Source organism: Phytobacter sp. MRY16-398 (assembly GCF_003925915.1).
Taxonomy (GTDB): Bacteria; Pseudomonadota; Gammaproteobacteria; order Enterobacterales; family Enterobacteriaceae; genus Phytobacter; species Phytobacter diazotrophicus.
Genome location: NZ_AP018756.1, coordinates 2,138,729 through 2,160,900, shown reverse-complemented (window position 1 = coordinate 2,160,900; position 22,172 = coordinate 2,138,729). Strand labels below are relative to the sequence as shown.

Sequence of the window (22,172 nt, the reverse complement as noted above, 5' to 3'; positions counted from 1 at the left end):
TATTCTTTCATAATATCCACAATCCTTGCAGATAAGCACTGGAGCATTATTCCTTTCACGCTGTTCAAGGAATCCAAAGAGACGCTGTATCGCCCTGATGATTTCTTTAAGCAATTCTGGTAATTGATCCGGGCTAATATAACCGGATGTTGATGTCAGAAACCGGTCATCGCGAGCCACCTTTGCTATATTTCCGGCAGTTTCTGTGACTGTATTCCGACTACCGCACTTAGGGCACGTTAATGGCATAATCATTCTCCACGTTTAAGAGACGCAAAAATCACTGTTCTTTACTGGTAGCTACAGGGGTTAAAAGAAGGTCGGTAACACCCTGCCCGGTCTGACGCATTCGCTCTGGTGTCAGTTTTGCGTAGCGCTCCGTACTCTGAATACTGGCATGCGCCAGCTGGGCTTTAACGTCATACAGACTGTACTGTCCGCTGGAGACAAGTAATGATGCGACGGAATGGCGCGTGGTGTGGAAACAGACTTCACTTTTATCAATCCCGCATTCTGCCAGTATTTTTTCATAGGCCCACCGGGGTTCTGATATCGGTTTTCCATTATCTTTTACGGCAAACAGATAGGGGTTGCTGCCAGCCCGTGGGATCGAATCAATAATGGATAATGCAACATCACTGAGATACACAGTTCTGCTGCGACCATTCTTAGTATAAGGAATGAATAACGACCTGTTATCCCGATCAATATGTTTGTGCATGACGTTCAGCATTTCTGATTTGCGTGTACCGGTTAACAGCAGCATGGCTATCAGTCCCCCGGCTGCCTTATTGGGGTATCGTGCCGCAGCGTCGAGGATCCTTCTGATCTCATCGGCGTCAAAAAAGCGCGTCCGCTGATTATTCTCCTTAAGTAAAGGGATCTTATCGGCTTCATTCTTCTCCAGGACATCCTGTCGTAGCGCATAACGCCCCATAGTTTTCAGAATAGCCAGTGCCCTGTTACAGGTAGACGGTGCATACTGCTGGCCGTGAATACGACCCTCAAGCATGTCGAAAAGCACCTGCTGGATTTCCCGGGCCCGAAGGTCACAGTAACGTATCTTCCCCAGACGAGGTTCAATGTATTGCGTGAAACGCTGAACATCCTTTTCCCAGGACTTTTTATGGCGCTTGATGAACGGAACATAGGTCTGGTGAAAAAACTCGCTAAGCGTTGGCATCGCACGATAATTATCGCGCTCTGCCTTGGGGTCATTTCCCAGTGCAGTCGCCTCCTTATGACGGCGAGCTATCTGGCGAGCTGTCCCCACATCAATTTCAGGGAATCTGCCAATACTGATACTTTTTTTGGTACCGTGGAATGTGTAGCGCAGGAGGAAACGTTTGTTACCCGTTCGACCTGAGAGGCATTTGAGGCCAATGACCTCGGTATCAGATACCTCAAGCTCTGTAGATCGGGTATCTGTGTTTGCCGGAAGGGCTTTGATGGATGAATTGGTGAATCGGAAGGATTTTTGCATATTTATCCTCATGTATCTGATTGATATCATGAAAATAATATATATCTGCAGGTGTTTTTATTACGGGGTGGGATTGAAGAATGGAAAGGCTATTAGACGCGTACAAACGGATATTACAGGAAGTTGACGCCCGGTCATTTAACCTGAATGAAGATAAATACTCAGGCGTCTTTTTACCCGTGCCGTTTGAAGAATACTGGCATTCACCGGTAAAAATCATGCTGGTTGGACGTGAAACCGCTGGCTGGAATACGCTGAATGGTAAGAATACGATGTCACGGGTGCTGGGAATTATACCTGACGTCACCATCGGGCAAGTGGTTGAAGAGGCTGTAGCTCGTTACAGGAAACATCTTCCGGTACAAAATTATGGCACCACGAACCTCAAATCACGTAGCCGCTTCACGCAGTATCATTTCCGGCTGGCCCGGGAGCTTAATATTCCTCCTCGGGCTATCGTGTATGCCAATCTACTGGCGTGGGATTACGACGGACTGACCCCTCTCAATCGCCCTCAAAATGAAGTGCAGGAAGTCATATTAGCCTCGCTGAAACTGCTGGCGGTACAAATTAAACACCTTGAGCCTGATTTCATCATCTTTGCATCCGGAGCCCGGAGAACAGACTACCTCATAAAACAGGTGCTTACTGAGCTAGGCGGCTATGAGACTTCTTCAGTCATTCCGGGGAAGCAGTGGGAGTTCAAAACAGGTCATACAATCTGTTTCAGAATTGCCCATCCAAGGGCTATGCGCGGACACCAGAAATACAGAGATGAGGTGATTGCACGAATTAAGCAACTTTGTGCTCAGGGTGGCTAGAGCATTACAGCTTGCTCAGAAGGGCCCCCTTCCCGGAAGAGTACCGGAAAACAGGTAAAGCGGGCTGGTTCTCTATGCTGGAGGCGACACGTTCGATTCGGCATTGCCAGGCTGGAGATTGCAGCTCATTGCACCCCGTGAGCACAGGATATGCACAGGGCGTGAATTTCAGGCACAAAAAAACCACCCGGAGGTGGTTTCACGACACTGCTTATTGCTTTGATTATACTTATCTTTCCCATGGTACCCGGGGCGGGACTTGAACCCGCACAGCGCGAACGCCGAGGGATTTTAAATCCCTTGTGTCTACCGATTCCACCACCCGGGCTCGGGAAGAAATTGGAGGCGCGTTCCGGAGTCGAACCGGACTAGACGGATTTGCAATCCGCTACATAACCGCTTTGCTAACGCGCCAGATTCTTCTGGCCTTTCGACCAGCACCCGCAATATGCCGATGCTTGTAAACTGGAGCGGGAAACGAGACTCGAACTCGCGACCCCGACCTTGGCAAGGTCGTGCTCTACCAACTGAGCTATTCCCGCAATATCAAGTTTTGTTCTAATCACTTGATTTTCTTATCTTCTGGCGAGCTACGCTGCCGTCTGATGCGATGCATTCTACTTACCTGACGCACTGAGTCAACGATATTTTTCAAAACCCGGATCGTTTGCTGAAAATTAACGCGAAACGATCACTGTTCAAGCAAATCTCCGCGTGCCGCGTTCAGGTATTGCAACATCGACCACAATGTCAGTACCGCAGCAACCAGGAACAGACCAATCCCCGCCCACTCTACCCACTCGTTTGGACGCCACAGCATCCAGACCAGTGCAGTCATCTGCGCGGTCGTTTTCACTTTACCGATCCAGGAGACGGCAACACTGTTGCGTTTCCCCAGCTCCGCCATCCATTCACGCAGGGCCGAAATAATGATCTCACGGGCAATCATGGTAGCCGCCGGCAACGTCACCCACCAGGTATGGTAATGCTCTGCTACCAGCACCATTGCGATTGCGACCATCACTTTGTCCGCTACCGGGTCCAGGAATGCGCCAAAGCGCGTGCTCTGGTTCCAGCGACGCGCAAGGAAGCCGTCAAACCAGTCGGTTACGGCGGCAACCAGAAAAATCAGCGCGCATGCGAACGAAGCCCATTGAAAAGGCAGGTAAAATGCCAAAACAAAAAACGGGATAAGAATGACGCGAAACAGGGTAAGCAACGTAGGGATATTAAATCGCATAATGACGGTAACTATCTGTTGTCAGTAAATTTTGACCCTATGTTGCTACAGAGCCCTTAATGTTTCAACGAGTAGTAGATCTTTTCTGCCAGACCTTGCGAGATGCCCGGCACTTTTGCAATTTCTTCAATGCTCGCATTCAGCAAACCCTGCAGACCCCCCATGTACTTTAATAGCATCTGACGGCGTTTTGGACCAACGCCTTCGATGGTTTCCAGCGTACTGGTACTCTTCACCTTTGCCCGCTTTTTACGGTGGCCGCTGATGGCATGATCGTGCGACTCATCGCGAATATGCTGAATCACATGCAGCGCCGGGGAATCTGGCGGAAGACTAAACCCTTCGCCTTCAGGTTCAAAGAATAAGGTCTCGAGCCCCGCTTTACGGTCTGTTCCTTTCGCCACGCCCAACAGCAACGGATGATGTTTATCCCATGGGACGTCGAGTTCGGCAAATACCGTTTTGGCCTGCCCTAACTGCCCTTTCCCACCATCAATCAAAATCACATCCGGAATTTTGTTCTCTTCAATCGCTTTCCCGTAACGACGACGCAACACCTGATTCATGGCGGCGTAATCATCACCAGGCGTGATGCCCGTAATGTTATATCGCCGGTATTCCGCACGTACCGGCCCGTTGGCATCAAACACCACACAGGACGCCACCGTCTGCTCACCCATCGTATGGCTAATATCGAAACACTCCATACGCTTCACTTCCGGCAATTTGAGCAAGGTCGCCAGCGCGGTCAGGCGTTGATGGACGGTCGACTGCTGCGACAATTTCGTACTGAGCGCCGTCGCGGCATTCGTACGTGCCAGCTTCAGATAACGCGCCCGATCGCCGCGTGGTTTGGTCTGCACGTTAACTTTGCGTCCGGCAAGCTCAGACAATGAATCCGCCAACAGTGTTTTGTCATTGAGGTTGAAATCAAGCAGGATCTCACCTGGCAGCGTGCGCATCTGGCTTCCCTGCAGGTAAAACTGGCCGACAAAGGTTTCCACCACCTCGCCAAGTTCAGTGCCATTCGGCACTTTCGGGAAATAACTCCGGCTACCCAGAACCTTGCCCTGACGAATAAAGAGCACATGCACGCAGGCCATGCCAGCATCGAACGCCACGCCGATCACATCCAGATCGTCCCCGGTATTTGAGACAAACTGTTTTTCGGTGACCCGGCGTACGGCCTGAATTTGATCGCGAATACGCGCCGCCTCTTCAAATTCCAGCGCCTGGCTGGCTTTTTCCATCCGGGTAATCAGTTTCGTGAGCACCTGATCATCTTTACCGGCAAGAAACAGCCGCACATAGTCCACCTGCTGTGCGTATTCCTCTTCGCTCACCAGTCCCGCCACGCAGGGGCCAAGACAGCGGCCAATCTGGTATTGCAGACACGGACGCGAGCGGTTGCGATAGACACTATTTTCGCACTGGCGGACCGGGAATATTTTCTGCAAGAGCGCCAGGGTTTCCCGCACAGCATAACCATTAGGAAACGGGCCAAAGTACTCCCCTTTAGCGTGCTTCGCACCACGGTGCATCGCCAGGCGCGGGTGGGTATCACCGCTTAGGAAAATAAAAGGATAGGATTTATCATCGCGCAGCAGCACGTTGTAGCGCGGCTGATAAAGCTTGATGTAGTTGTGTTCCAGCAATAACGCTTCCGTCTCGGTATGGGTTACCGTGACGTCAATCTGCTGGATCTGTGCAACCAGCGCTTCTGTCTTTCGCGAGGCGAGATTGCTGCGAAAATAACTGGAGAGGCGCTTTTTAAGATCTTTTGCTTTGCCTACATAGATAACTGTGCCGCCGGTGTCATACATTCGGTAGACACCCGGCTTGCTGGTTACTGTCTTGAGAAAGGCTTTTGAATCGAAAACTTCATTCACTGACTTGCTAACGTCTCCGCATTGCACAGACCATGGCGAATCGCCAGGTGAGTCAGCTCCACGTCACCATGAATGTTCAATTTACTGAACATGCGGTAACGATAGCTGTTCACCGTTTTGGGGCTGAGATTCAGTTGCTCAGAGATCTCATTGACCTTCTGACCTTTAGTGATCATCAGCATAATCTGCAATTCGCGTTCAGACAAACTCTCAAACGGTGAGTCGGTTTTTTCCGGTTCAATCTGACTGAGAGCCATCTGCTGAGCAATGTCGGACGCAATGTATCGCTGCCCGGAATGGACGGAGCGAATCGCATTGACGACTTCCTGCGGGGCAGCGCCTTTGCTGAGATAACCTGACGCGCCAGCTTGCATTACTTTCGCCGGAAGCGGGTTTTCTGTGTGAATGGTAAGCATGATGACTTTGGTGTCGATATTAGCGCGCGCAATCTTGCGTGTGGCTTCAAGGCCACCGATGCCCGGCATGTTCATGTCCATCAACACAACGTCGACAGAATGCGCCCGGCACCATTTTACGGCATCCTCGCCGCAACAAACTTCGCCAGAAATTTTTATGCCTTTAATATCTTCGAGAATGCGTCGTATCCCTGCGCGCACCAGTTCGTGGTCATCAACAAGAAGTACGTTGATCAATGGAATATCTCCAGAAAAGGGATGACGCTGCTGCAAGCTAATTCTTCACATACTAACGGTTTTTGCTGCGTTAATGAAAGTTAAAAAATGCCACTCATTCGATTTCGGTCTCGTTTTTGGAAATTAACCTGTACATTTTGTGGAAACTTTCACACCCCGCGCCATATCAGGTTTGCGTGTTTAAAAGTACTTTTCGGAAAGCTGCCTGAACGCACAGTTTTATTCTGATGGGGAATTTAAAGCGGCACTTTGTAACAATAATTAACCGTCATTCTACCTCTATTAAACATATATTTTGCCTACACTATTCAAATTAAATATATGGCTAATGTTTAATTTAATAAACCAGACAGCGGGTACGTGCAAAAAACAACCACTGCTATTTTTCCCCTGGCTTGTGGTATACTCCGCCGCTTTGACATTCACCGTCACGCTAAGCACGGTAACTTAACGAGGTAAATAAATGAGCACACCTGATTTTTCCACTGCTGATAATAACCAGGAACTGGCTCAGGAAGTCTCATGCCTGAAAATGATGATCACGCTGATGTTGCAGGCTATGGGACAGGCCGATGCAGGTCGCGTCATCCTTAAAATGGAAAAACAGATCGCAGCGCTGGAAGATGAAACCCAGGCGGCGGTGTTCACCAACACGGTGAAGCAGATCAAACAGGCTTATCGCCAGTAAGTGAATCCGGCTGGCAGCCTACAAAAGCTGGCAGCCGGTATACGTCTGGCACGCAGAACGAAGGTTCAGGTCAGATAATTCCCGTCGCAGCCGCATAACAGGCAATCTGCGTTTTATTCGGTGCGTTGAATTTTTTCTGCATGTTCTTCTGGTGAAAATTCACCGTATTCTCAGATATGGACAAAATCATAGCGATTTCGGCCGATGTCTTCCCTTCCGCTGTCCATTTCAGAATTTCTTTCTCGCGCTTACTGAATTTCATTTCTGGCGCAATGACCATATTGTCACCCAGCCGGGAAAGCGTGATCAAGCTTTGCTGAATCAGCGTTTGCAGGCGCAACTCAATCTCTTCATCATGCTGTGGATGATGGAGAATACTTGTGCGGGACACGGACAAAAATCCCATTGCGTGGTTTGGCAGCATCAAACACTGCGTAATCCCTTTGCGTAATCCAAAATCCCGCGCACCATTCCATAATTCCGGCGTCTCGTGAAATAATTTGTCATTCCATGGCAAATGCCCGTGCAGGAAATTCTCTGGTTTGAGTACCGGGTCGACAGCGAAATAATTTTCGGACTGATAATGCGCCATCCAGGCATCCGGATACGTGGTGTGTACATTGATTTTCGGGCGCGTGAACGGCACCGGATGTCGGACACACAGTGCAAAAAAATCAAATTCAAGCAGCTGCGTTTGCTGCTCTAATGTTGAATATACCTCTTCCTTGTCCGTTATCTCCTGAAAACGTAGCAGCATCTCCCTGCGCCACGAGAAAAAGTCATTATCCTGCATACTGACCGATATCACCCCTGACAATAATAATCATTATTATGGATACATTAAATTAACACATAAATCTTTTTTATAAGTGTGAAATATCGGTATCAGCGAAAATCAGTAAAAATTTTCGCAGGTTATGGCGAGCAGATAAGGCAGAAAACACTGTTTTTTGTGGGAAAACGCGACGGCAAAGTGTGGTCAAATATCTTTATTGGCAATGCATATGATTAAAAGCGCACGAATAAATTTAGCTTAAGTTAGCATTAATCACCGATTCGGAAAGCGAGTTGCTGCCGAATCGGTGAATCATTACTGCATCAGGAATTTTTCCAGAAACTGCTGTGTGCGTGGTTGCTGCGGATTGGCGAATAGCGACTTTGCAGCGCCCTGTTCGACAATGCGTCCCTGGTCCATAAAGATGGCCCGGTCCGCCACATCGCGCGCAAAGCTCATTTCATGGGTGACAATCACCATCGTCCTTTTTTCCTGCGCCAGTTGCCTGATGGTATTGAGCACCTCCCCTACCAGTTCAGGATCCAACGCCGAGGTCGGTTCATCGAACAGAATGACATCCGGGCGCATTGCCAGCGCGCGCGCAATCGCCACACGCTGCTGTTGTCCGCCGGATAAACGCCGCGGATAGCTGGTCTCTTTACCACTTAACCCGACTTTAGCCAGCAACTCTCGTGCCCGCGCTGTCGCTTCCTCTTTCGGTTCGCCTTTCACAATGACCGGGCCTTCAATAATGTTCTCCAGCACCGTACGATGCGGGAAGAGATTGAAGTTCTGGAACACAAAGCCTACATGCTGGCGCAACTGACGAATCAGGTTTTTCTGTTGTCCTATCGGTTTTGCCGTATCGATGGTTATGTCACCCACCCGAATCGTACCGCTTTCAGGCTGCTCCAGGAGATTGATACTGCGCAATAGCGTGGTTTTACCGGATCCGCTGGGCCCAATGATAGCCACCACTTCCCCTTGCGCCACGTCCAGATCGATGCCGTGCAGCACCGTCTGGCCGTGGAATTGTTTCACCAGGTTTTTCACTTCGATGGCACTCATTTCGGATCGCGCTCCTGCCGGTTCAACTGGTTTTCAAAATAGTTCTGCAACGCAGAGAGTACCGTCGCCATAACCCAGTAAATGAGCGAAGCGGCCAGATACATTGTGAACACTTCCAGCGTACGTGAGGTGATCAGTTGCGCCTGACGGAACAGTTCCGGCACCTGAATCGTCGCCGCCAGCGAGGTATCTTTCACCAGGCTGATAAAGCTGTTAGAGAGCGGCGGCAATGCCACACGCGCGGCCTGTGGCAATATTGCGCGCCGTAACGTTTGCCAGGGTGTCATCCCGATACTGGCGGCGGCTTCCCACTGTCCTTTATCGATAGACGAGATAGCCGCACGCAAGGTTTCCGAGGCGTAAGCGGCGGTATTGAGCGACAGACCGATCATCGCCGCCGGGATCGGGTCCAGCTCTATGCCAAATTGCGGCAACCCGTAGTAGATCATAAAAAGCTGGGCGATGAGCGGCGTACCACGGAAAATCGAGATATAGATGCGCGCCAGCCAGCGCACAGGGAGCAGCGGGGAGAGGCGCATTAACGCCAGCACAAACCCCAGCAGCAGGCCAAAGAACATGCCGCCGATGCTCAGTTGCAGCGTAAATACCGCCCCTTTAAGCAGGTACGGCGCAGAGTCGATCACCAGTTGTAGACTTTCTTGCATTATGGTTGTTCTGCCCGGCAATTAAACATGTGGGTGATAGGCAAACAGCGCCGGAGCGCCACCGGTGTGGACAAACAAAATCGGGCCGTCATCTTTAAAACGCTTTTGCTCAATTCCATCAAGCAGCCCTGCCATCGCCTTGCCGGTATAGACAGGATCGAGAAGAATACCTTCCAGGCGCGCAAGCAGTTTAACCGCCTCCATGCCTTCATCATTCGGCTGACCGTATCCCGGCGCAAAATAGTCATCCCAGAGGGTAATCTCTGCGCTGGCCTTCACCTCCAGCTGTTGCGCGATCTCCTGTTGCAGGGTCACTACTTTAGGTTTTTGGTCGGCCACACTGCGCGATACCGTCACGCCGATTAACTCGACATCCGGGAGCAGTTGTTCCAGACCAATCGCCAGCCCGGCATGCGTTCCGGCGCTGCCCGACGCCACCACGACCGAAGAGAGCCCCACGGCACCTTCACACTGTTGGGCAATTTCTAACGCACTTTCGACATAACCCAGCGCCCCCAGCGCGTTTGAGCCGCCAACCGGAATCACGTAAGGGCGAAAACCCTGCGCTTCAATACGTGTTGCCAGCTCATCCAGTTGGCGTTTGGGATCGGTCAGCGCGTCGCACATTTCGATTTGCGTATTAAACAGGTCCAGCAACAGGCGGTTACCGTTGGTCAGATAGTTTTCCGCGGTCGTGCCAATAGGATTTTCCAACAGCGCCACGCAGTGCAGCCCCAACTTTGCCGCCACCGCCGCCGTCTGGCGCACGTGGTTAGACTGAATAGCCCCTGCGGTAATCAGTGTGTCGGCCCCTTCGCGTAGCGCGTCTGCGGCGAGAAACTCCAGCTTACGCAGCTTGTTCCCCCCCATCGCCATGGGGGTAACATCATCGCGCTTAATAAAGATGTCACGACCGACGAAATCAGAAAAGCGCGGCAGGTATTCAAGCGGCGTCGGCGCGCCGATAAATTCCAGGCGGGGAAAACGGGTGAGATTTTGCAAGGACATCGATCCTCCGGTAGCGAGATAGGAATGGCTTTTATTATGCACGTATACCGCGCGTAAATAAAAAAGGCGCTGAAGGTAGCGCCTTTTTCTTACGGAGAGATTACTTCGTTACATCAGCGCCGAACCATTTTTCCGATAGCGCTTTCAGCGTGCCGTCTTTCTGCATGTCGGCAATCGCCGCATCAATGGCTTTCAGCAAGTCTTCGTTACCTTTGCGCAATGCGATACCGGATTCCTGACGAGAGAAAGCATCACCCGCAACGGCCAGCGTATTGTTGGTTTTTTTCACCAGATCGAGGGCGGCCAGGCGGTCCACCAGAATGGCGTCAATGCGGCCTACACGCAGATCCTGGTATTTGGTCGGGTCATCATCGTAGGTGCGGATATCCACGCCCTGCACGTTGGCACGCAGCCACTCTTCATAGTTAGTACCCAGACCCACACCCACTTTTTTGCCTTTCAGATCGGCTGCGGATTTGATGCTTCCTTCATTGCCTTTTTTCACCAGCGCCTGAATCCCGGAGACGGTGTAGGGGGTAGAGAAATCATATTTTTTCTTACGTTCGTCAGAGATGGTGACCTGGTTAATCACCACATCAATACGTTTTGAATCCAGCGACGCCAGCATGCCATCCCACTTGGTGGGTTTCAGGTCCGCTTTCACGCCCAAATGTTTCGCCAGCGCATCGGCAAACTCCACTTCAAACCCGGTGAGCTTGCCATCATCCCCCTGAAAACTGAACGGCGGATAAGTGCCTTCCAGTCCAACCAGCAAGGTGCCACGCTCTTTAACTTTATTCAGTAGATTTTCAGCGGCGAACGTTTTGACGCTCATCCCCGCAACCAGCGCGACAGCCATAACCCCCATCAGCGCCTGACGACCCAAAAGTGCAAGTTTCATAGTGACTCCGACCAGAAAATGAAGAGCGTAACGCACGGTACCTGAATCATTTTCAGGCACCTGTGCGTCACATTTTATTCATTTTTAATATATATCAGATCGAGCACCGACAGCGATCTTTTGCACAACGTTAAAGCGTGATTGTGCTTTAAATTGTGCGTACTTACGCAACGCGATACGGTAATTATTGGTACTGGTGGTAGGTAACCAGGGCTCCAGATTCTCATCAGGGTACCCTTCGTCAAGAAGATCACGGGAGATATTAAGCTCACTCAAATGATTTCCGAGGCGGCGAAGACGAACGACGTATTCACGCACCGTGCCATGGCTCATTTCAGTGTGATCGAACAGGAATTGTTTAAATCCAATGATATCGAAGAAATCACTTTGCTCTTTGCAATGCAGGTCCCCGCAGAATCGGCAGAGTGCCACCCATTCTTTTTGTTCCTGCTGCCAGGCTGCCTCATCCAGAAGCATATCCAGGCGTGAGATTGCAATTTTGTTCACAATTTCGCCTCGACGCACCAGGGTGATGCGGTCGAGTAATTTGTGACAATGTGCGCAATGCGTTTGGCTGTGTTTAAAGTCTTTTAAATAGCGGCTTAGTGGCCGTCTTTTAGGTTGCTGCACCGTCATGATAACTCCTGGTTGTCAATGCGTTGTGCGGCATTTTTCAGGGGCGATCCAGTACAGACAGTCTCACCAACCTATAACTTACCCAGCTTTGTACGTAAGCGCTTAATAGCCTGACTATGCAATTGGCTAACCCGAGACTCTCCGACGTCAAGAACAGCGCCAATCTCTTTGAGATTAAGCTCTTCCTGATAATAAAGCGTCAGAACCAGTTGTTCGCGCTCCGGTAAGGATTCAATGGCTTCCATTACACGGTGACGCAAATTACTTTCCATTAACTGGAATAACGGGTTTTCCTGTTGATGATCGTCAGTCACCACTTCGATACTGTCGCCATGCTCTTCTCGCCATTCGTCATAGGAGAAAAGCTGGCTATTATTGGTATCAAGCAACATCTGACGGTATTCTTCAACCGGAACACCGAGGCGTTGTGCAACTTCTGTTTCGGTCGCATTACGTCCCAGCTCTTGCTCAAGTTGCCCCATAGCCTGTGCTACTTCGCGAGCGTTACGCCGGACACTGCGCGGTACCCAATCACGGCTGCGCAATTCATCCAGCATAGCCCCACGAATGCGCTGCACTGCGTAAGTGGTAAATGCCGTTCCTTGCAGAGCGTCGTATCGGTCCACTGCATTCAGTAACCCGATCCCGCCCGCCTGTAGCAGATCGTCCAGTTCCACACTCGCCGGCAAACGCACCTGCAGGCGCAATGCTTCGTGACGCACCAGAGGTACATAACGCTGCCACAGCGAGTGTTTATCCATTACACCTTCAGCGGTATAGAGTGAATTCACGATAAACAGCCCTGCGTTAGTTTGAGTTATCGGCATGATTATCCGATTCTGTAGCACTTTTAATCGGATGAATAGTGGGTGAAATGGGGGGTTATTTGCATTAATAAAAAAATACACATCGTCGAAAATGAATTTTGTAAAGAATTCATGACGATCTCTATAACGACGCAACTGTGACATCGGAAATTGTGCTCATTTTTAATGCATTATGATAAAAGGTTTTGTCTGATGTCACCGATTTCATTACATAAACAGCTCGTTATCCTTTGATTTTACAAAGCATTAACAGTGAATTTATTCTATCCGCTAATTAGCGAGATAAAATGATGGTTATTTACTAACTGGAAATACATGTCTGTCGTTTAGATTAGAGTATTAATGACAATTCTCTCCTCTTTTCTCGAGCGTCAAGCGAGAATGCGATGATAACTTCTGCGCATAGATACCAATACTGAGAGACTGCGGCTAAATTAGAGGATACGATGAAACTAGCAATCTACGGGGCTGGTGGGCTCGGCAGAGAGGTTCTCGAGCTTGCGATGCAAATCAATAAGTTGCAATCGCGCTGGTCAAGTCTTTCTTTTATTGATGACATCAACGCCAACAGGCAATTAAAAAGCCACGACGTTTTATCGCTTGCGCTTATCTCACCACAAGAGTACGAAGTTGTGGTTGCGGTGGGTGAACCCAGTTTACGAAAGTACCTTGCGGAGAAAGCTAAAGACGCAGGCTTTAACCTTGCCACGCTGATCCATCCCGACGCCTATATTAGCAGTGATACAACAATCGGTATGGGTTCGGTCATATGTTATGGCGCTTTCATTTCTTGCGATACAGTTATCGGAGACAATGTCCATTTACAGCCCAATGCGAGTCTTGGCCACGATTGTTGTATCGGTAATCATTGCGTAATTTCCTCATATGCCAATCTTGCAGGCCATTGTATTGTTGGCGATCTGACGTTTATTGGTATGAATGCCGTTGTGCGTGAAACCAGCACTATTGGTGCTGAAACCATTATCAGCATGGGCTCTGCAGTCTTTAATGATATCGCTTCCGGTGTGATCGCGATGGGCAATCCTGCACGCGCCATCCGCAAAAATGATGAAAAGAAAGTATTTCGTTAAGCCGCTGCGCTCACGAAACCTCATGCACTACGCCGCCCGCATGTGGGCTGAATGAATTTAACCTAATTTCCAAGCAACTCTGGAGAAAAAGATGTCAAACCTGGAAACCTATAACCGTATTTTCGTTGAAACCTTTGAAGTTCCTGAGGAAACTCTCCCTGGCTACAAATATCAGGACACACCATCCTGGGATTCCGTTGGCCATATGACCATGATCGCCTCTCTGGAAGATGCATTCGACATAATGATGGACACTGATGACATCATCGAATTTGCCTCCTGGGAAAAAGGTAAAGAGATCTTGAAAAAATACGACGTGGAATTCCAGGACTAACTTATGTTGCTGAAAGCGAAAACGGCTGTCATCACCGGTTGTCTGCAAGGCATTGGTAAAGCGACGCTGGAAACCTTCGCCAAAGCAGGCGCCAATGTGTTTGCTTGTTGCCAGGCGGAAGATCCCGAATTTACGGCATTCGTTGGGCAACTGAGCGCGAAATACCAGGTTGATATTATCCCGGTTTATTTTGATCTGACGGATAGCGATGCCATTAAACAGGCGGCAATGTCCATCCAGAAAAGCAAAAGACCCGTTGATATTCTTGTGAACATCGCAGGGGCCAATTTTGATGCCAATTTCCAGATGGTGACCCTTGAACAGTTGCAAAAGACCTTCACGATCAATTTCTTTTCGCAGATTGCCTTTACGCAATATATTGCGCGGTTAATGTTACGCCAGAAAAAAGGCAGCATCATCAATATTTCCAGCATCTCGGCCCTGGATGGCAACCCGGGACAGCTCGCCTATGCCAGTGCAAAAGCGGCATGGATAGCAGCAACGAAAACAATGTCCGCCGAGCTTGGACCTCAGGGTGTACGCGTCAATGCCATCGCACCGGGCGTCATCAGTACGGCAATGACAGCCTCTCTTCCGGAAGAGGTGATGGCACGTCAAATGTTACGCTGTGAACTGAAACGTCCGGGTCAACCAGAAGAAGTTGCTAACGCGCTGATGTGGCTCGCATCTGATGCCTCCAGCTACGTCACAGGACAAGTTATCCGCATTGATGGCGGTATGGGTTAAGGTAAAGACTATGTTGATGCAAGGAAAAAACGTTCTGATAACTGGCTGCCGGCGTGGGATGGGCCGAGCCATGGTTGAGATCTTTGCTGCGAACGGTGCCAATATTTATGCGCATGCACGTGAGGCTGATGAGTCTTTTGTCAGCGATATGGCAGAGGTAGCACTACGCTATGATGTCGAAATCTGGCCACTGTGCTTTGAAATGACCGACTACGATGCCATGAAGCTAGCCGTAAAACGCGTGATGAGTGAAAAACGCCCACTGGATGCAGTAGTTAATAACGCCGGTATCACGCTCAACAGTTTGTTCCAGATGACAAGTGAAGCACAGTTACGCGCTCAGTTCGAAGTCAATTTCTTCTCGGTTTATCTGTTCTCACAATATGTTGCCAAGCTGATGACCCGCAACCAACGCGGCAGCATTATCAACATTGCCTCTACAGCCGGTGAAGATGGAAATCCAGGCAAATCAGCCTATGGCGCATCCAAAGCCGCATTGATTGCGATGACTAAATCCATAGCTGCTGAACTTGGTGAGAAAGGTATTCGTGCGAATTGTATTGCGCCGGGCATTACTGACACTGAAATGCTATTGACGATGCCAGCTCAAGTCGTAGAAGAGGCAAAAAAAGGTGCTGATCTGCGCCGGGCGGGTGAGCCTTCGGAAATAGCTCAGGCGGCGCTGTTCCTCGCCAGCGACCTTTCCAGCTATATAACTGGTCAGACAATCCGTGTGGATGGTGGTTTAAAATGAAGCAAAACTCACAGAGTTTGAGTGAATCGGCGCAACGAATTCGCAGGCGTATTCTGAGCGTAGCGCATCATGCACCAAGTGATGGTGTTCATGTCTCGCCTGCCCTGTCGATGGTTGATGTGCTAAGCGTTTTGTTTGGTCGCGTGATGCGCTACAACCCGCAAGCGATCACTGACCGCCAGCGCGACGTGTTCATTTTAAGTAAAGGCCACGCAGCATTAGGGCTTTACGCAACGCTCTGTGAGTACGGCATTATCAGTGAAGAACAGCTAAACCGTTTTGAAATCAATGGTGACGTTTTGCAGGTGCATCCGACAAAACATCCGGAATACGGGATTGATTTTTCGGGTGGCAGTCTGGCTCAGGGACTCTCTTTCGCCTCCGGACTGGCAATGGGACGTCGGCTGAGAGGTGAAAGCTGGCACACCTATGCACTCGTCGGTGACGGCGAATGTAACGAAGGAGCTATCTGGGAAAGTGCATTTTTAGCCGCACATCAACAGTTGGATAATTTGACATTAATTGTTGACCGCAACGGACTGCAATCCGATGGATTCACCCAGGATGTGTTGCGGATGGATCTGGAAGCGTTATGGAGGGCGTGCCACTGGGAAACCCTTGTTTGCGATGGCCATGACATTGATGCCTTGCTGTCGGCTTTTGACGCCCCCCACCATGGTAAACCCAAAGTGATTATCGCCAATACCATCAAAGGTAAAGGCGTTTCGTTTATGGAAAACAATAAAGAGTTTCATCGTAATCGCGTTTCTGCTCAGCAACTTGAAGATGCGCTGAATGAGCTTAACGGAGGCGTGCAATGATCGCATATAAACCCGCGACAATCCGCTCCTGGGCCATGCTGGGTTCGCGTGGCACTTTTGGGATGGCACTGCTGGAATTGGCACAAGAAAACGAAAGTATTGTCGCCTTATCGGGTGACCTTTGCAAATCCTCAGGATTAGACCGTTTCAGCACAACTTTCCCTAACCGCTTCATTAATGCGGGTATTGCAGAACAAAACATGGTCGGTGCCGCTGCAGGGCTTGCTGCAAGCGGTTTCATCCCATTCGTGACCTCATTCCCGAATTTTCTTACGCTTCGTGCCGCTGAACAGGTGCGACTAAATCTGGGTTACATGCAGGAAAATGTTAAACTTGTTGGCCTTGCCTCCGGACTTGCTACCGGTATGTTTGGCGCGACACACCACGGTATCGAAGATCTCGCCCTGCTACGCTCAGTTTCGAATATCACCATCTTCTCACCCGCGGATTGTACCGCTACGGTGAAAATGACGCAGGCTGCGCTGGCTCATAATGGTCCAGTTTATCTGCGTCTGACGGGCGGAATGCGGGCACCTATCGTCTATAAAGAAGATTTTGAGCTCATACCGGGCAAAGCCATTTCCCTGCGTGAAGGTACTGATATCGCTATTGTCGCGACCGGAAGTATGGTGCATACGGCACTGGTTACCGCTGACTTGCTCAGCGATCACGGCATTAATGCTGCCGTGATTGATATGCATACCATTAAACCGCTGGATGAAGCCTCACTCGGACAACATCTTGATAAAAAGCTGCTGGTTACGCTCGAAGAGCACAGCGTTATTGGCGGGCTTGGCAGCGCCATCGCTGAATATCTGGCAGGAACGGAAAACAGTCCTCGCCAACTGCGTCTGGGCATTCCGCAGGGCTATCCGCACTCGGGTGATTACGCCTGGATGCTTGAACAAAGCGGTTTGACTGCTGAGCAGGTTACCGCGCGCATCATGAGTACACTGTGATGTCCAAATTTTATGATTTATCCCAACCTGCATCACGAACGGCGCTTATCGACGATCGTGGCATGACGCTCAGCTATGGTGAACTGGCGCAACGGGTGCAATCCCTCGCAGAAATGCTCCCTTCAAGGACGTTGGTTTTTATATTTTGTCGTAACCAGGTAGAAACAGTTGTTGGTTACCTGGCCTGCCTGCAAAAGGATGCCGTTGCACTTTTACTTGATGATAATCTGGACGCCACGCTAATTGAACACCTCATCCAGACCTATAAACCTTCATGGCTCTGGCGCCCAATAGACGACTGTTACCAATTGCTGAACACTGGATTACTGCGGTGGCCTTTACATGATTCTCTGGCGCTTCTGATGACGACATCCGGATCTACTGGTAGTCCGAAACTGGTGCGTTTAAGTAAACAGAATCTCGAAAGCAACGCAGCGAGCATTGCGCAGTACCTGGGGCTGACTGCGGAAGAACGCGGGCTGGTTAGTCTGCCGATAAACTATGTTTACGGGCTGTCGATTATTAACAGTCATCTCAGCGTCGGTGCAACCCTTCTTCTTACAGGAAAAAGTGTCATGCAACGCGAGCTGTGGAATTTTGTACGTGAAGAACGCGCCAGTTCCTTTGCAGGCGTGCCTTACACCTATGAAATATTGAAAAAACTGCGGTTTATGCGTATGGATTTACCTGACTTACGCACACTGACCCAGGCTGGAGGCAAATTGTCGGCGGCATTACAGCAAGAATTTACCGAATATGCAGAGCAGTCTGGTAAGCAGTTCATCGTGATGTACGGAGCAGCAGAAGCGACCTCGCGTATGGCATGGCTTGCGCCACAGGATGCATCTACCCGTTATGGCTCCATTGGCAAACCGATCCCGGGCGGTGAATTTATGCTGCTCGACAGTGACGACAAACCTATAACAACGCCAGGTGTTGCCGGAGAGCTGGTGTATCGCGGTGCAAATGTTGCGCTCGGTTACGCAGAGAAAGGGGAAGATTTAACGCTTGGCGATCAGTTTGCCGGAACATTACACACAGGCGATATTGCAACCTGTGATGCCGATGGTTTTTACAGCATCATTGGACGTAAAAAACGCTTTCTCAAGATTTTTGGTAACCGCGTGGGCATGGATGAGATGGAATCGCTGCTAAAAAATGCGTTCCCAGGTATCACATGCGCTTGCGATGGCCGCGATGATCTTTTGTGTATCTTCCTTACGGATGCCTCACTCGCCGATACAGTGAAACACTACGCGGCCAACTTAAGTAAGCTTCACGCATCCGCATTTCGTATCATTGTATTGGATGCCATTCCTGTCAACGCCGCAGGAAAAACGCTCTATCACAGGCTAAAAAATTATGTCCCTTCCGTTTGAGGATATCCTCTCGATAGAGCCTTACTCACTGGCGCGTGAAGAAAAAAGGGCGCTCTTACTTGATCGTTTACGCGCACTGACGGCGTTACACTACGCCCAGTGTGAGCCTTATCACCGCATGCTTGATGCGCAATCGATTATTCCCGATTCAATTAATAATATTGAAGACTTTCCCTTTCTGCCTGTTTCACTTTTTAAGACGTTGACGCTAAAAAGCATACCAGACGAGGCTGTGGTAAAGACCATGACCTCATCCGGTACCACCGGCCAACAGGTATCACGCATTTTTCTCGATAAAACAACCGCGGCATATCAGCAAAAAACACTGGTTAAAATCGTCAGTCAATTTACCGGCGCAGGGCGACTCCCACTACTGATTCTGGATACCCCTGGCGTGCTGAAAGACAGGCTGCAGTTTTCCGCCCGAGGGGCTGGCATTCTGGGGTTTTCACTGTTTGGTTCAGACAGGGCGTGGGCATTGGACGAGGCGATGAATCTTGATTTCGATGCCATCGAGGCATTTTTGTCCAGGCATGCGGGTAAACGTATTTTACTGTTCGGCTTTACTTTTATGGTCTGGCAGCATTTCTATAAAGCGCTGGCAGCCAGCGGCAAAACCCTGGATCTCACCAATGCGTTGCTCATCCATGGTGGTGGCTGGAAAAAATTACAAAGCGAAGCAGTTTCACCTGAGGATTTTGCTGCCCGTCTGAAAAGCGTCTGTGGGCTACCAGCCGTGCACGATTATTATGGCATGGTAGAACAGACAGGATGCATTTATATGCAGTGCGAACAAGGACATCTGCATACGAGTATTTTCTCCGATGTAATTATTCGCCAACCACATGATTTCTCCAGTGCGCCGGTGGGCACCAGCGGAATTATCCAGGTACTTTCACTCCTGCCCGAATCTTACCCCGGTCATTCACTTCTTACCGAAGATGAGGGGATACTCCTTGGTGAAGATGATTGTCCATGTGGACGTAAAGGAAAATATTTCAAGATCTTAGGCCGCCTGAAGAAAGCTGAACTACGGGGATGTAGCGATACCTATGCCGTACAATTTTGATGGATTGAATGTGGTGCTGGGCGAATTGTCTGCCCTGACATTGATGAAAGAACTTCCACCACTGCCCCCTTTCTCCGATCCAGTGATTGCATTTTTGGACGCGTTCTCACGACGGGTCATGCATGATGGCGAAGCCAAAAGCTGGCCTGACGTCATCAGCCTTGGTTTCTGGTGCCGCCGGGCATCGATTGAAAAAATGCGTGCAAACAATGGTGATCTCTCTAACCGCATCGGGCGTGGGGTGGCATTCCACATTGCTCCGGGAAACGTCGCGGCCAACTTCGCTTACTCACTTTTTACGGGCTTACTGAGTGGTAATGCCAATATCGTGCGCCTGCCGGGTCGCGATCACCCTCAGGTGTCAGTGATTACCCGCTTACTTGATGAAACTCTCCACCTGGAACCTTCGCTGGCCTCTTATATTTGCCTGGTTCGCTACGATCGCCAGCAGGCGATTAACGATGCACTCTCCGCATGTTGTGACACCCGTATAATCTGGGGAGGGGATGAGACAATTGCGCAGATTCGCCGCTCCCCGCTACACGCCCGCGCATTAGATATTGCTTTTTCCGATCGTTATTCCATTGCTGTTATCGATGCAGATAGCTATCTGATTCATCCAGAAAAAAAGCAGTTAGCCCAGGCCTTCTATAACGATACCCTGCTCAATGATCAAAATGCCTGCTCATCGCCTTCGCTGGTGGTATGGACCGGGCGGGATACCGATACGGCACGCTCACTTTTCTGGCAGCATTTTCAGATACTGGCAGAAAAACGCTATCCGCTGGAGCCTGTCATGGCAATTGAAAAACGCGCCCGTCTCTGTGTCATAAGTACACAATATCCGGGAGTGAAGAAAGTTTCAGGTGAAAGCAATATGCTTGTGCGCGTCGAGTTACCCACTCTGGACGCCTCTGTTCTGGCATTGCGCGGCAACTGCGGCTTTTTCATGGAATATGTTGCAAACAACCTTGATGAGATAAATGCAGTTTGTGGGGAACGCTGCCAAACGCTGGCGAGCTTTGGTATTTCCAGTGATGCCTTCTCTGCCTGGCTTAGCAGAGCACGTCCTAAAGGGATCGATCGTATTGTACCGATCGGTCGTACGCTTGATTTCAGTCTGCAATGGGATGGTTATGATCTTATTGCCATGCTGACGCGCACCGTCGCGCGTGTCTGCTGATGAATCAATGTTTCCATACTATTTTTGCAGTTTCTGCTATTCCGGGAGAACTTCGTGAAAACATTCATTAATTTGCTAAGCGAGACACGAAATCACTTTATTGATAGCGTCCATAAAATGATGTCGAACGGGTGTCCGATTGTTATTTGTGGCGCCGGTTATATCGCGCAGATTACTTGGGAATTTATGCAAAAGCGTGGGCTAAGCGCCGACTATGTTGCTGTTGATGAACAATATCTTACGCAAGACATCCATTTTTACGGATTGCCTGTGACCTCCTTTGAAACACTCACACATTCCGGCAAGCAATACAACTACATTATTGCGATGCAGCACTTTAGCGACGTGCTACGGGAAAAACTTGCTCAGAGTTCACGGGAAATGCTCTTTTACGATTGCGCATTCATTGGTGTTAATAGTCCTGAAATATTCACCTATGAATGGTGTAAGGCAAACGATGCTGTTCTCAATGATTTTTATACCAGCCTGGAAGATGTTCGTTCGCAAGAAACGCTACTTGCTTATCTGAACCAAAGAATCTGTGCGCGGGAGGGGTATTACGCCCAGCAACTTCATACCCAGCATTATTTCCCGCAGGAGCTAATTCACTGGGTGAGAATGAAGTTTTCGTCGATTGTGGTGCTTTTAATGGTGACAGTATTGACGGATTTATGCGCGCGCTGGCACGCAATGACGCAGGACCGCCTGAGCGCATTTTTGCCTTCGAACCAGACACTGAAACCTTTGCACTACTGCAAAAGAACACGTCATCACTTCCTCAATGCCTGTGCCTGCCAAATGGTGTCTGGCATGAAAAAACTTCTATGTATTTTAACGCATCAAATTCGCTGTCATCGTCGATTGATGATGAGTCTGGTGCGTTGAAGGTAGACCTGCTTACCATTGATGAAGTGACTGCTGGTCATGATGTCAGCTTTATTAAGATGGATATCGAAGGGGCTGAACTTGCGGCATTGAAAGGGGCGCAAAAAACCATCACTGCTCATCAACCTATTCTTGCCATCAGCCTCTATCACAAGCCAGAAGATCTCATCACCATCCCACAATTTATTCATGAATTGCATAGAGACTACCGTTTTTGGTTACGCGCCCATCATCCTCGGTTCGCCTATGAGATGGTACTTTACGCCATTCCACCAACCAAAGTTGTGGCGTGATAA

At 49.6% G+C, this 22,172-nt stretch carries 24 protein-coding genes and 3 tRNA genes; 13 read left to right on the top strand and 14 right to left on the bottom strand.

Annotated features, from left to right (window positions below; all coding sequences use genetic code 11):
• Positions 1-280: 280 nt before the first annotated feature.
• Positions 281-1,483, bottom strand: coding sequence for a site-specific integrase (locus MRY16398_RS10490; RefSeq protein WP_125124312.1), 1,203 nt, complete (start codon positions 1,481-1,483; stop codon positions 281-283).
• Positions 1,484-1,563: 80 nt separating this feature from the next.
• Between MRY16398_RS10490 and MRY16398_RS10485 the strand changes: the two genes are divergently transcribed.
• The gene (locus tag MRY16398_RS10485; protein ID WP_125124311.1) at positions 1,564-2,304 is read left to right on the top strand and encodes a hypothetical protein; all 741 of its coding nucleotides are present in this window, start codon (positions 1,564-1,566) and stop codon (positions 2,302-2,304) included.
• Between the two features lie 241 nt (positions 2,305-2,545).
• Here the strand turns inward: MRY16398_RS10485 and MRY16398_RS10475 are convergent.
• The 6 genes from MRY16398_RS10475 to uvrY form a co-directional block, all read right to left on the bottom strand.
• Positions 2,546-2,632 (bottom strand) — tRNA-Leu (locus MRY16398_RS10475).
• A 12-nt stretch (positions 2,633-2,644) separates the two neighbouring features.
• Positions 2,645-2,718 (bottom strand) — tRNA-Cys (locus tag MRY16398_RS10470).
• 52 nt (positions 2,719-2,770) lie between these two features.
• Positions 2,771-2,846: transfer RNA gene (locus MRY16398_RS10465), tRNA-Gly, on the bottom strand.
• A 149-nt stretch (positions 2,847-2,995) separates the two neighbouring features.
• Entirely contained in the window at positions 2,996-3,544 is a 549-nt protein-coding gene (gene pgsA / locus MRY16398_RS10460) for a CDP-diacylglycerol--glycerol-3-phosphate 3-phosphatidyltransferase (RefSeq protein ID WP_041851800.1), read from the bottom strand.
• A gap of 56 nt (positions 3,545-3,600) precedes the next feature.
• Positions 3,601-5,433, bottom strand: a complete 1,833-nt coding sequence (uvrC, locus tag MRY16398_RS10455) for an excinuclease ABC subunit UvrC (RefSeq protein WP_071196384.1) — start codon at positions 5,431-5,433, stop codon at positions 3,601-3,603.
• Positions 5,430-6,086 carry a UvrY/SirA/GacA family response regulator transcription factor gene (gene uvrY / locus MRY16398_RS10450; RefSeq protein ID WP_041851802.1) on the bottom strand — a complete coding sequence of 219 codons (657 nt, stop codon included), beginning with the start codon at positions 6,084-6,086 and terminating at the stop codon, positions 5,430-5,432. Before uvrY ends, uvrC begins: the two co-directional genes overlap by 4 nt.
• 328 nt (positions 6,087-6,414) lie before the next feature.
• On the opposite strand from uvrY, the gene MRY16398_RS31385 reads away from it, so the two are divergent.
• Positions 6,415-6,537 (top strand): hypothetical protein, encoded by a 123-nt coding sequence (locus tag MRY16398_RS31385; RefSeq protein WP_418904016.1) that lies wholly within the window; start codon positions 6,415-6,417, stop codon positions 6,535-6,537.
• A 12-nt stretch (positions 6,538-6,549) separates the two neighbouring features.
• Positions 6,550-6,774: a DUF2594 family protein gene (locus tag MRY16398_RS10445; RefSeq protein ID WP_071196383.1), complete on the top strand. Its 225-nt coding sequence runs from the start codon at positions 6,550-6,552 to the stop codon at positions 6,772-6,774.
• 70 nt (positions 6,775-6,844) lie between these two features.
• Here MRY16398_RS10445 and sdiA read toward each other — a convergent pair whose 3' ends face one another.
• The 7 genes from sdiA to MRY16398_RS10410 form a co-directional block, all read right to left on the bottom strand.
• Positions 6,845-7,567, bottom strand: a complete 723-nt coding sequence (gene sdiA / locus MRY16398_RS10440) for a transcriptional regulator SdiA (protein ID WP_041851804.1) — start codon at positions 7,565-7,567, stop codon at positions 6,845-6,847.
• Positions 7,568-7,864: 297 nt separating this feature from the next.
• Complete coding sequence (gene tcyN / locus MRY16398_RS10435; RefSeq protein WP_079496411.1) at positions 7,865-8,617, bottom strand: L-cystine ABC transporter ATP-binding protein TcyN; 753 nt, start codon at positions 8,615-8,617, stop codon at positions 7,865-7,867.
• A complete protein-coding gene (gene tcyL, locus MRY16398_RS10430; RefSeq protein ID WP_041851806.1) occupies positions 8,614-9,282 on the bottom strand; it encodes a cystine ABC transporter permease in 669 nt (222 codons plus the stop codon). The genes tcyN and tcyL overlap by 4 nt, the downstream gene beginning before the upstream one ends.
• A gap of 21 nt (positions 9,283-9,303) precedes the next feature.
• The gene (gene dcyD / locus MRY16398_RS10425) at positions 9,304-10,290 is read right to left on the bottom strand and encodes a D-cysteine desulfhydrase (protein ID WP_125124309.1); all 987 of its coding nucleotides are present in this window, start codon (positions 10,288-10,290) and stop codon (positions 9,304-9,306) included.
• A 100-nt stretch (positions 10,291-10,390) separates the two neighbouring features.
• Complete coding sequence (tcyJ, locus tag MRY16398_RS10420) at positions 10,391-11,191, bottom strand: cystine ABC transporter substrate-binding protein (RefSeq protein WP_041851808.1); 801 nt, start codon at positions 11,189-11,191, stop codon at positions 10,391-10,393.
• Positions 11,192-11,275: 84 nt separating this feature from the next.
• Positions 11,276-11,827 carry a flagella biosynthesis regulatory protein FliZ gene (fliZ, locus tag MRY16398_RS10415; RefSeq protein ID WP_041851809.1) on the bottom strand — a complete coding sequence of 184 codons (552 nt, stop codon included), beginning with the start codon at positions 11,825-11,827 and terminating at the stop codon, positions 11,276-11,278.
• A 71-nt stretch (positions 11,828-11,898) separates the two neighbouring features.
• Complete coding sequence (locus tag MRY16398_RS10410) at positions 11,899-12,618, bottom strand: RNA polymerase sigma factor FliA (RefSeq protein ID WP_041852034.1); 720 nt, start codon at positions 12,616-12,618, stop codon at positions 11,899-11,901.
• A gap of 482 nt (positions 12,619-13,100) precedes the next feature.
• On the opposite strand from MRY16398_RS10410, the gene MRY16398_RS10405 reads away from it, so the two are divergent.
• The 10 genes from MRY16398_RS10405 (at position 13,101) to MRY16398_RS10360 (ending at position 22,169) form a co-directional block, all read left to right on the top strand.
• Positions 13,101-13,745, top strand: coding sequence for an acetyltransferase (locus MRY16398_RS10405; protein ID WP_110294395.1), 645 nt, complete (start codon positions 13,101-13,103; stop codon positions 13,743-13,745).
• A 91-nt stretch (positions 13,746-13,836) separates the two neighbouring features.
• Positions 13,837-14,079, top strand: a complete 243-nt coding sequence (locus MRY16398_RS10400) for an acyl carrier protein (protein ID WP_110294396.1) — start codon at positions 13,837-13,839, stop codon at positions 14,077-14,079.
• Positions 14,080-14,082: 3 nt separating this feature from the next.
• A complete protein-coding gene (locus tag MRY16398_RS10395; RefSeq protein ID WP_108701048.1) occupies positions 14,083-14,826 on the top strand; it encodes an SDR family NAD(P)-dependent oxidoreductase in 744 nt (247 codons plus the stop codon).
• 10 nt (positions 14,827-14,836) lie between these two features.
• On the top strand, positions 14,837-15,580 hold the full coding sequence (locus MRY16398_RS10390; RefSeq protein ID WP_108701047.1) for an SDR family NAD(P)-dependent oxidoreductase: 744 nt from the start codon (positions 14,837-14,839) through the stop codon (positions 15,578-15,580).
• Complete coding sequence (locus MRY16398_RS10385) at positions 15,577-16,401, top strand: transketolase (RefSeq protein ID WP_108701046.1); 825 nt, start codon at positions 15,577-15,579, stop codon at positions 16,399-16,401. Before MRY16398_RS10390 ends, MRY16398_RS10385 begins: the two co-directional genes overlap by 4 nt.
• Positions 16,398-17,360 carry a transketolase family protein gene (locus MRY16398_RS10380; RefSeq protein ID WP_125124308.1) on the top strand — a complete coding sequence of 321 codons (963 nt, stop codon included), beginning with the start codon at positions 16,398-16,400 and terminating at the stop codon, positions 17,358-17,360. Before MRY16398_RS10385 ends, MRY16398_RS10380 begins: the two co-directional genes overlap by 4 nt.
• Positions 17,360-18,739: an AMP-binding protein gene (locus tag MRY16398_RS10375; protein WP_125124307.1), complete on the top strand. Its 1,380-nt coding sequence runs from the start codon at positions 17,360-17,362 to the stop codon at positions 18,737-18,739. Before MRY16398_RS10380 ends, MRY16398_RS10375 begins: the two co-directional genes overlap by 1 nt.
• A complete protein-coding gene (locus MRY16398_RS10370) occupies positions 18,723-19,808 on the top strand; it encodes a LuxE/PaaK family acyltransferase (RefSeq protein WP_125124306.1) in 1,086 nt (361 codons plus the stop codon). The genes MRY16398_RS10375 and MRY16398_RS10370 overlap by 17 nt, the downstream gene beginning before the upstream one ends.
• Positions 19,792-20,991: an acyl-CoA reductase gene (locus MRY16398_RS10365; RefSeq protein ID WP_125124305.1), complete on the top strand. Its 1,200-nt coding sequence runs from the start codon at positions 19,792-19,794 to the stop codon at positions 20,989-20,991. The genes MRY16398_RS10370 and MRY16398_RS10365 overlap by 17 nt, the downstream gene beginning before the upstream one ends.
• Positions 20,992-21,662: 671 nt before the next feature.
• Entirely contained in the window at positions 21,663-22,169 is a 507-nt protein-coding gene (locus MRY16398_RS10360) for an FkbM family methyltransferase (protein ID WP_172600640.1), read from the top strand.
• Positions 22,170-22,172: the final 3 nt, after the last annotated feature.

Bases quoted from the DNA above. Each gene is read 5' to 3' on its own strand.
- MRY16398_RS10490 (WP_125124312.1), bottom strand. From the start codon at position 1,483: ATGCAAAAATCCTTCCGATTCACCAATTCATCCATCAAAGCCCTTCCG.
- MRY16398_RS10485 (WP_125124311.1), top strand. From the start codon at position 1,564: ATGGAAAGGCTATTAGACGCGTACAAACGGATATTACAGGAAGTTGAC.
- pgsA (WP_041851800.1), bottom strand. From the start codon at position 3,544: ATGCGATTTAATATCCCTACGTTGCTTACCCTGTTTCGCGTCATTCTT.
- MRY16398_RS31385 (WP_418904016.1), top strand. From the start codon at position 6,415: ATGTTTAATTTAATAAACCAGACAGCGGGTACGTGCAAAAAACAACCA.
- MRY16398_RS10445 (WP_071196383.1), top strand. From the start codon at position 6,550: ATGAGCACACCTGATTTTTCCACTGCTGATAATAACCAGGAACTGGCT.
- sdiA (WP_041851804.1), bottom strand. From the start codon at position 7,567: ATGCAGGATAATGACTTTTTCTCGTGGCGCAGGGAGATGCTGCTACGT.
- tcyN (WP_079496411.1), bottom strand. From the start codon at position 8,617: ATGAGTGCCATCGAAGTGAAAAACCTGGTGAAACAATTCCACGGCCAG.
- tcyL (WP_041851806.1), bottom strand. From the start codon at position 9,282: ATGCAAGAAAGTCTACAACTGGTGATCGACTCTGCGCCGTACCTGCTT.
- dcyD (WP_125124309.1), bottom strand. From the start codon at position 10,290: ATGTCCTTGCAAAATCTCACCCGTTTTCCCCGCCTGGAATTTATCGGC.
- tcyJ (WP_041851808.1), bottom strand. From the start codon at position 11,191: ATGAAACTTGCACTTTTGGGTCGTCAGGCGCTGATGGGGGTTATGGCT.
- fliZ (WP_041851809.1), bottom strand. From the start codon at position 11,827: ATGACGGTGCAGCAACCTAAAAGACGGCCACTAAGCCGCTATTTAAAA.
- MRY16398_RS10405 (WP_110294395.1), top strand. From the start codon at position 13,101: ATGAAACTAGCAATCTACGGGGCTGGTGGGCTCGGCAGAGAGGTTCTC.
- MRY16398_RS10400 (WP_110294396.1), top strand. From the start codon at position 13,837: ATGTCAAACCTGGAAACCTATAACCGTATTTTCGTTGAAACCTTTGAA.
- MRY16398_RS10395 (WP_108701048.1), top strand. From the start codon at position 14,083: ATGTTGCTGAAAGCGAAAACGGCTGTCATCACCGGTTGTCTGCAAGGC.
- MRY16398_RS10390 (WP_108701047.1), top strand. From the start codon at position 14,837: ATGTTGATGCAAGGAAAAAACGTTCTGATAACTGGCTGCCGGCGTGGG.
- MRY16398_RS10385 (WP_108701046.1), top strand. From the start codon at position 15,577: ATGAAGCAAAACTCACAGAGTTTGAGTGAATCGGCGCAACGAATTCGC.
- MRY16398_RS10380 (WP_125124308.1), top strand. From the start codon at position 16,398: ATGATCGCATATAAACCCGCGACAATCCGCTCCTGGGCCATGCTGGGT.
- MRY16398_RS10375 (WP_125124307.1), top strand. From the start codon at position 17,360: ATGTCCAAATTTTATGATTTATCCCAACCTGCATCACGAACGGCGCTT.
- MRY16398_RS10370 (WP_125124306.1), top strand. From the start codon at position 18,723: ATGTCCCTTCCGTTTGAGGATATCCTCTCGATAGAGCCTTACTCACTG.
- MRY16398_RS10365 (WP_125124305.1), top strand. From the start codon at position 19,792: ATGCCGTACAATTTTGATGGATTGAATGTGGTGCTGGGCGAATTGTCT.
- MRY16398_RS10360 (WP_172600640.1), top strand. From the start codon at position 21,663: ATGCGCGCGCTGGCACGCAATGACGCAGGACCGCCTGAGCGCATTTTT.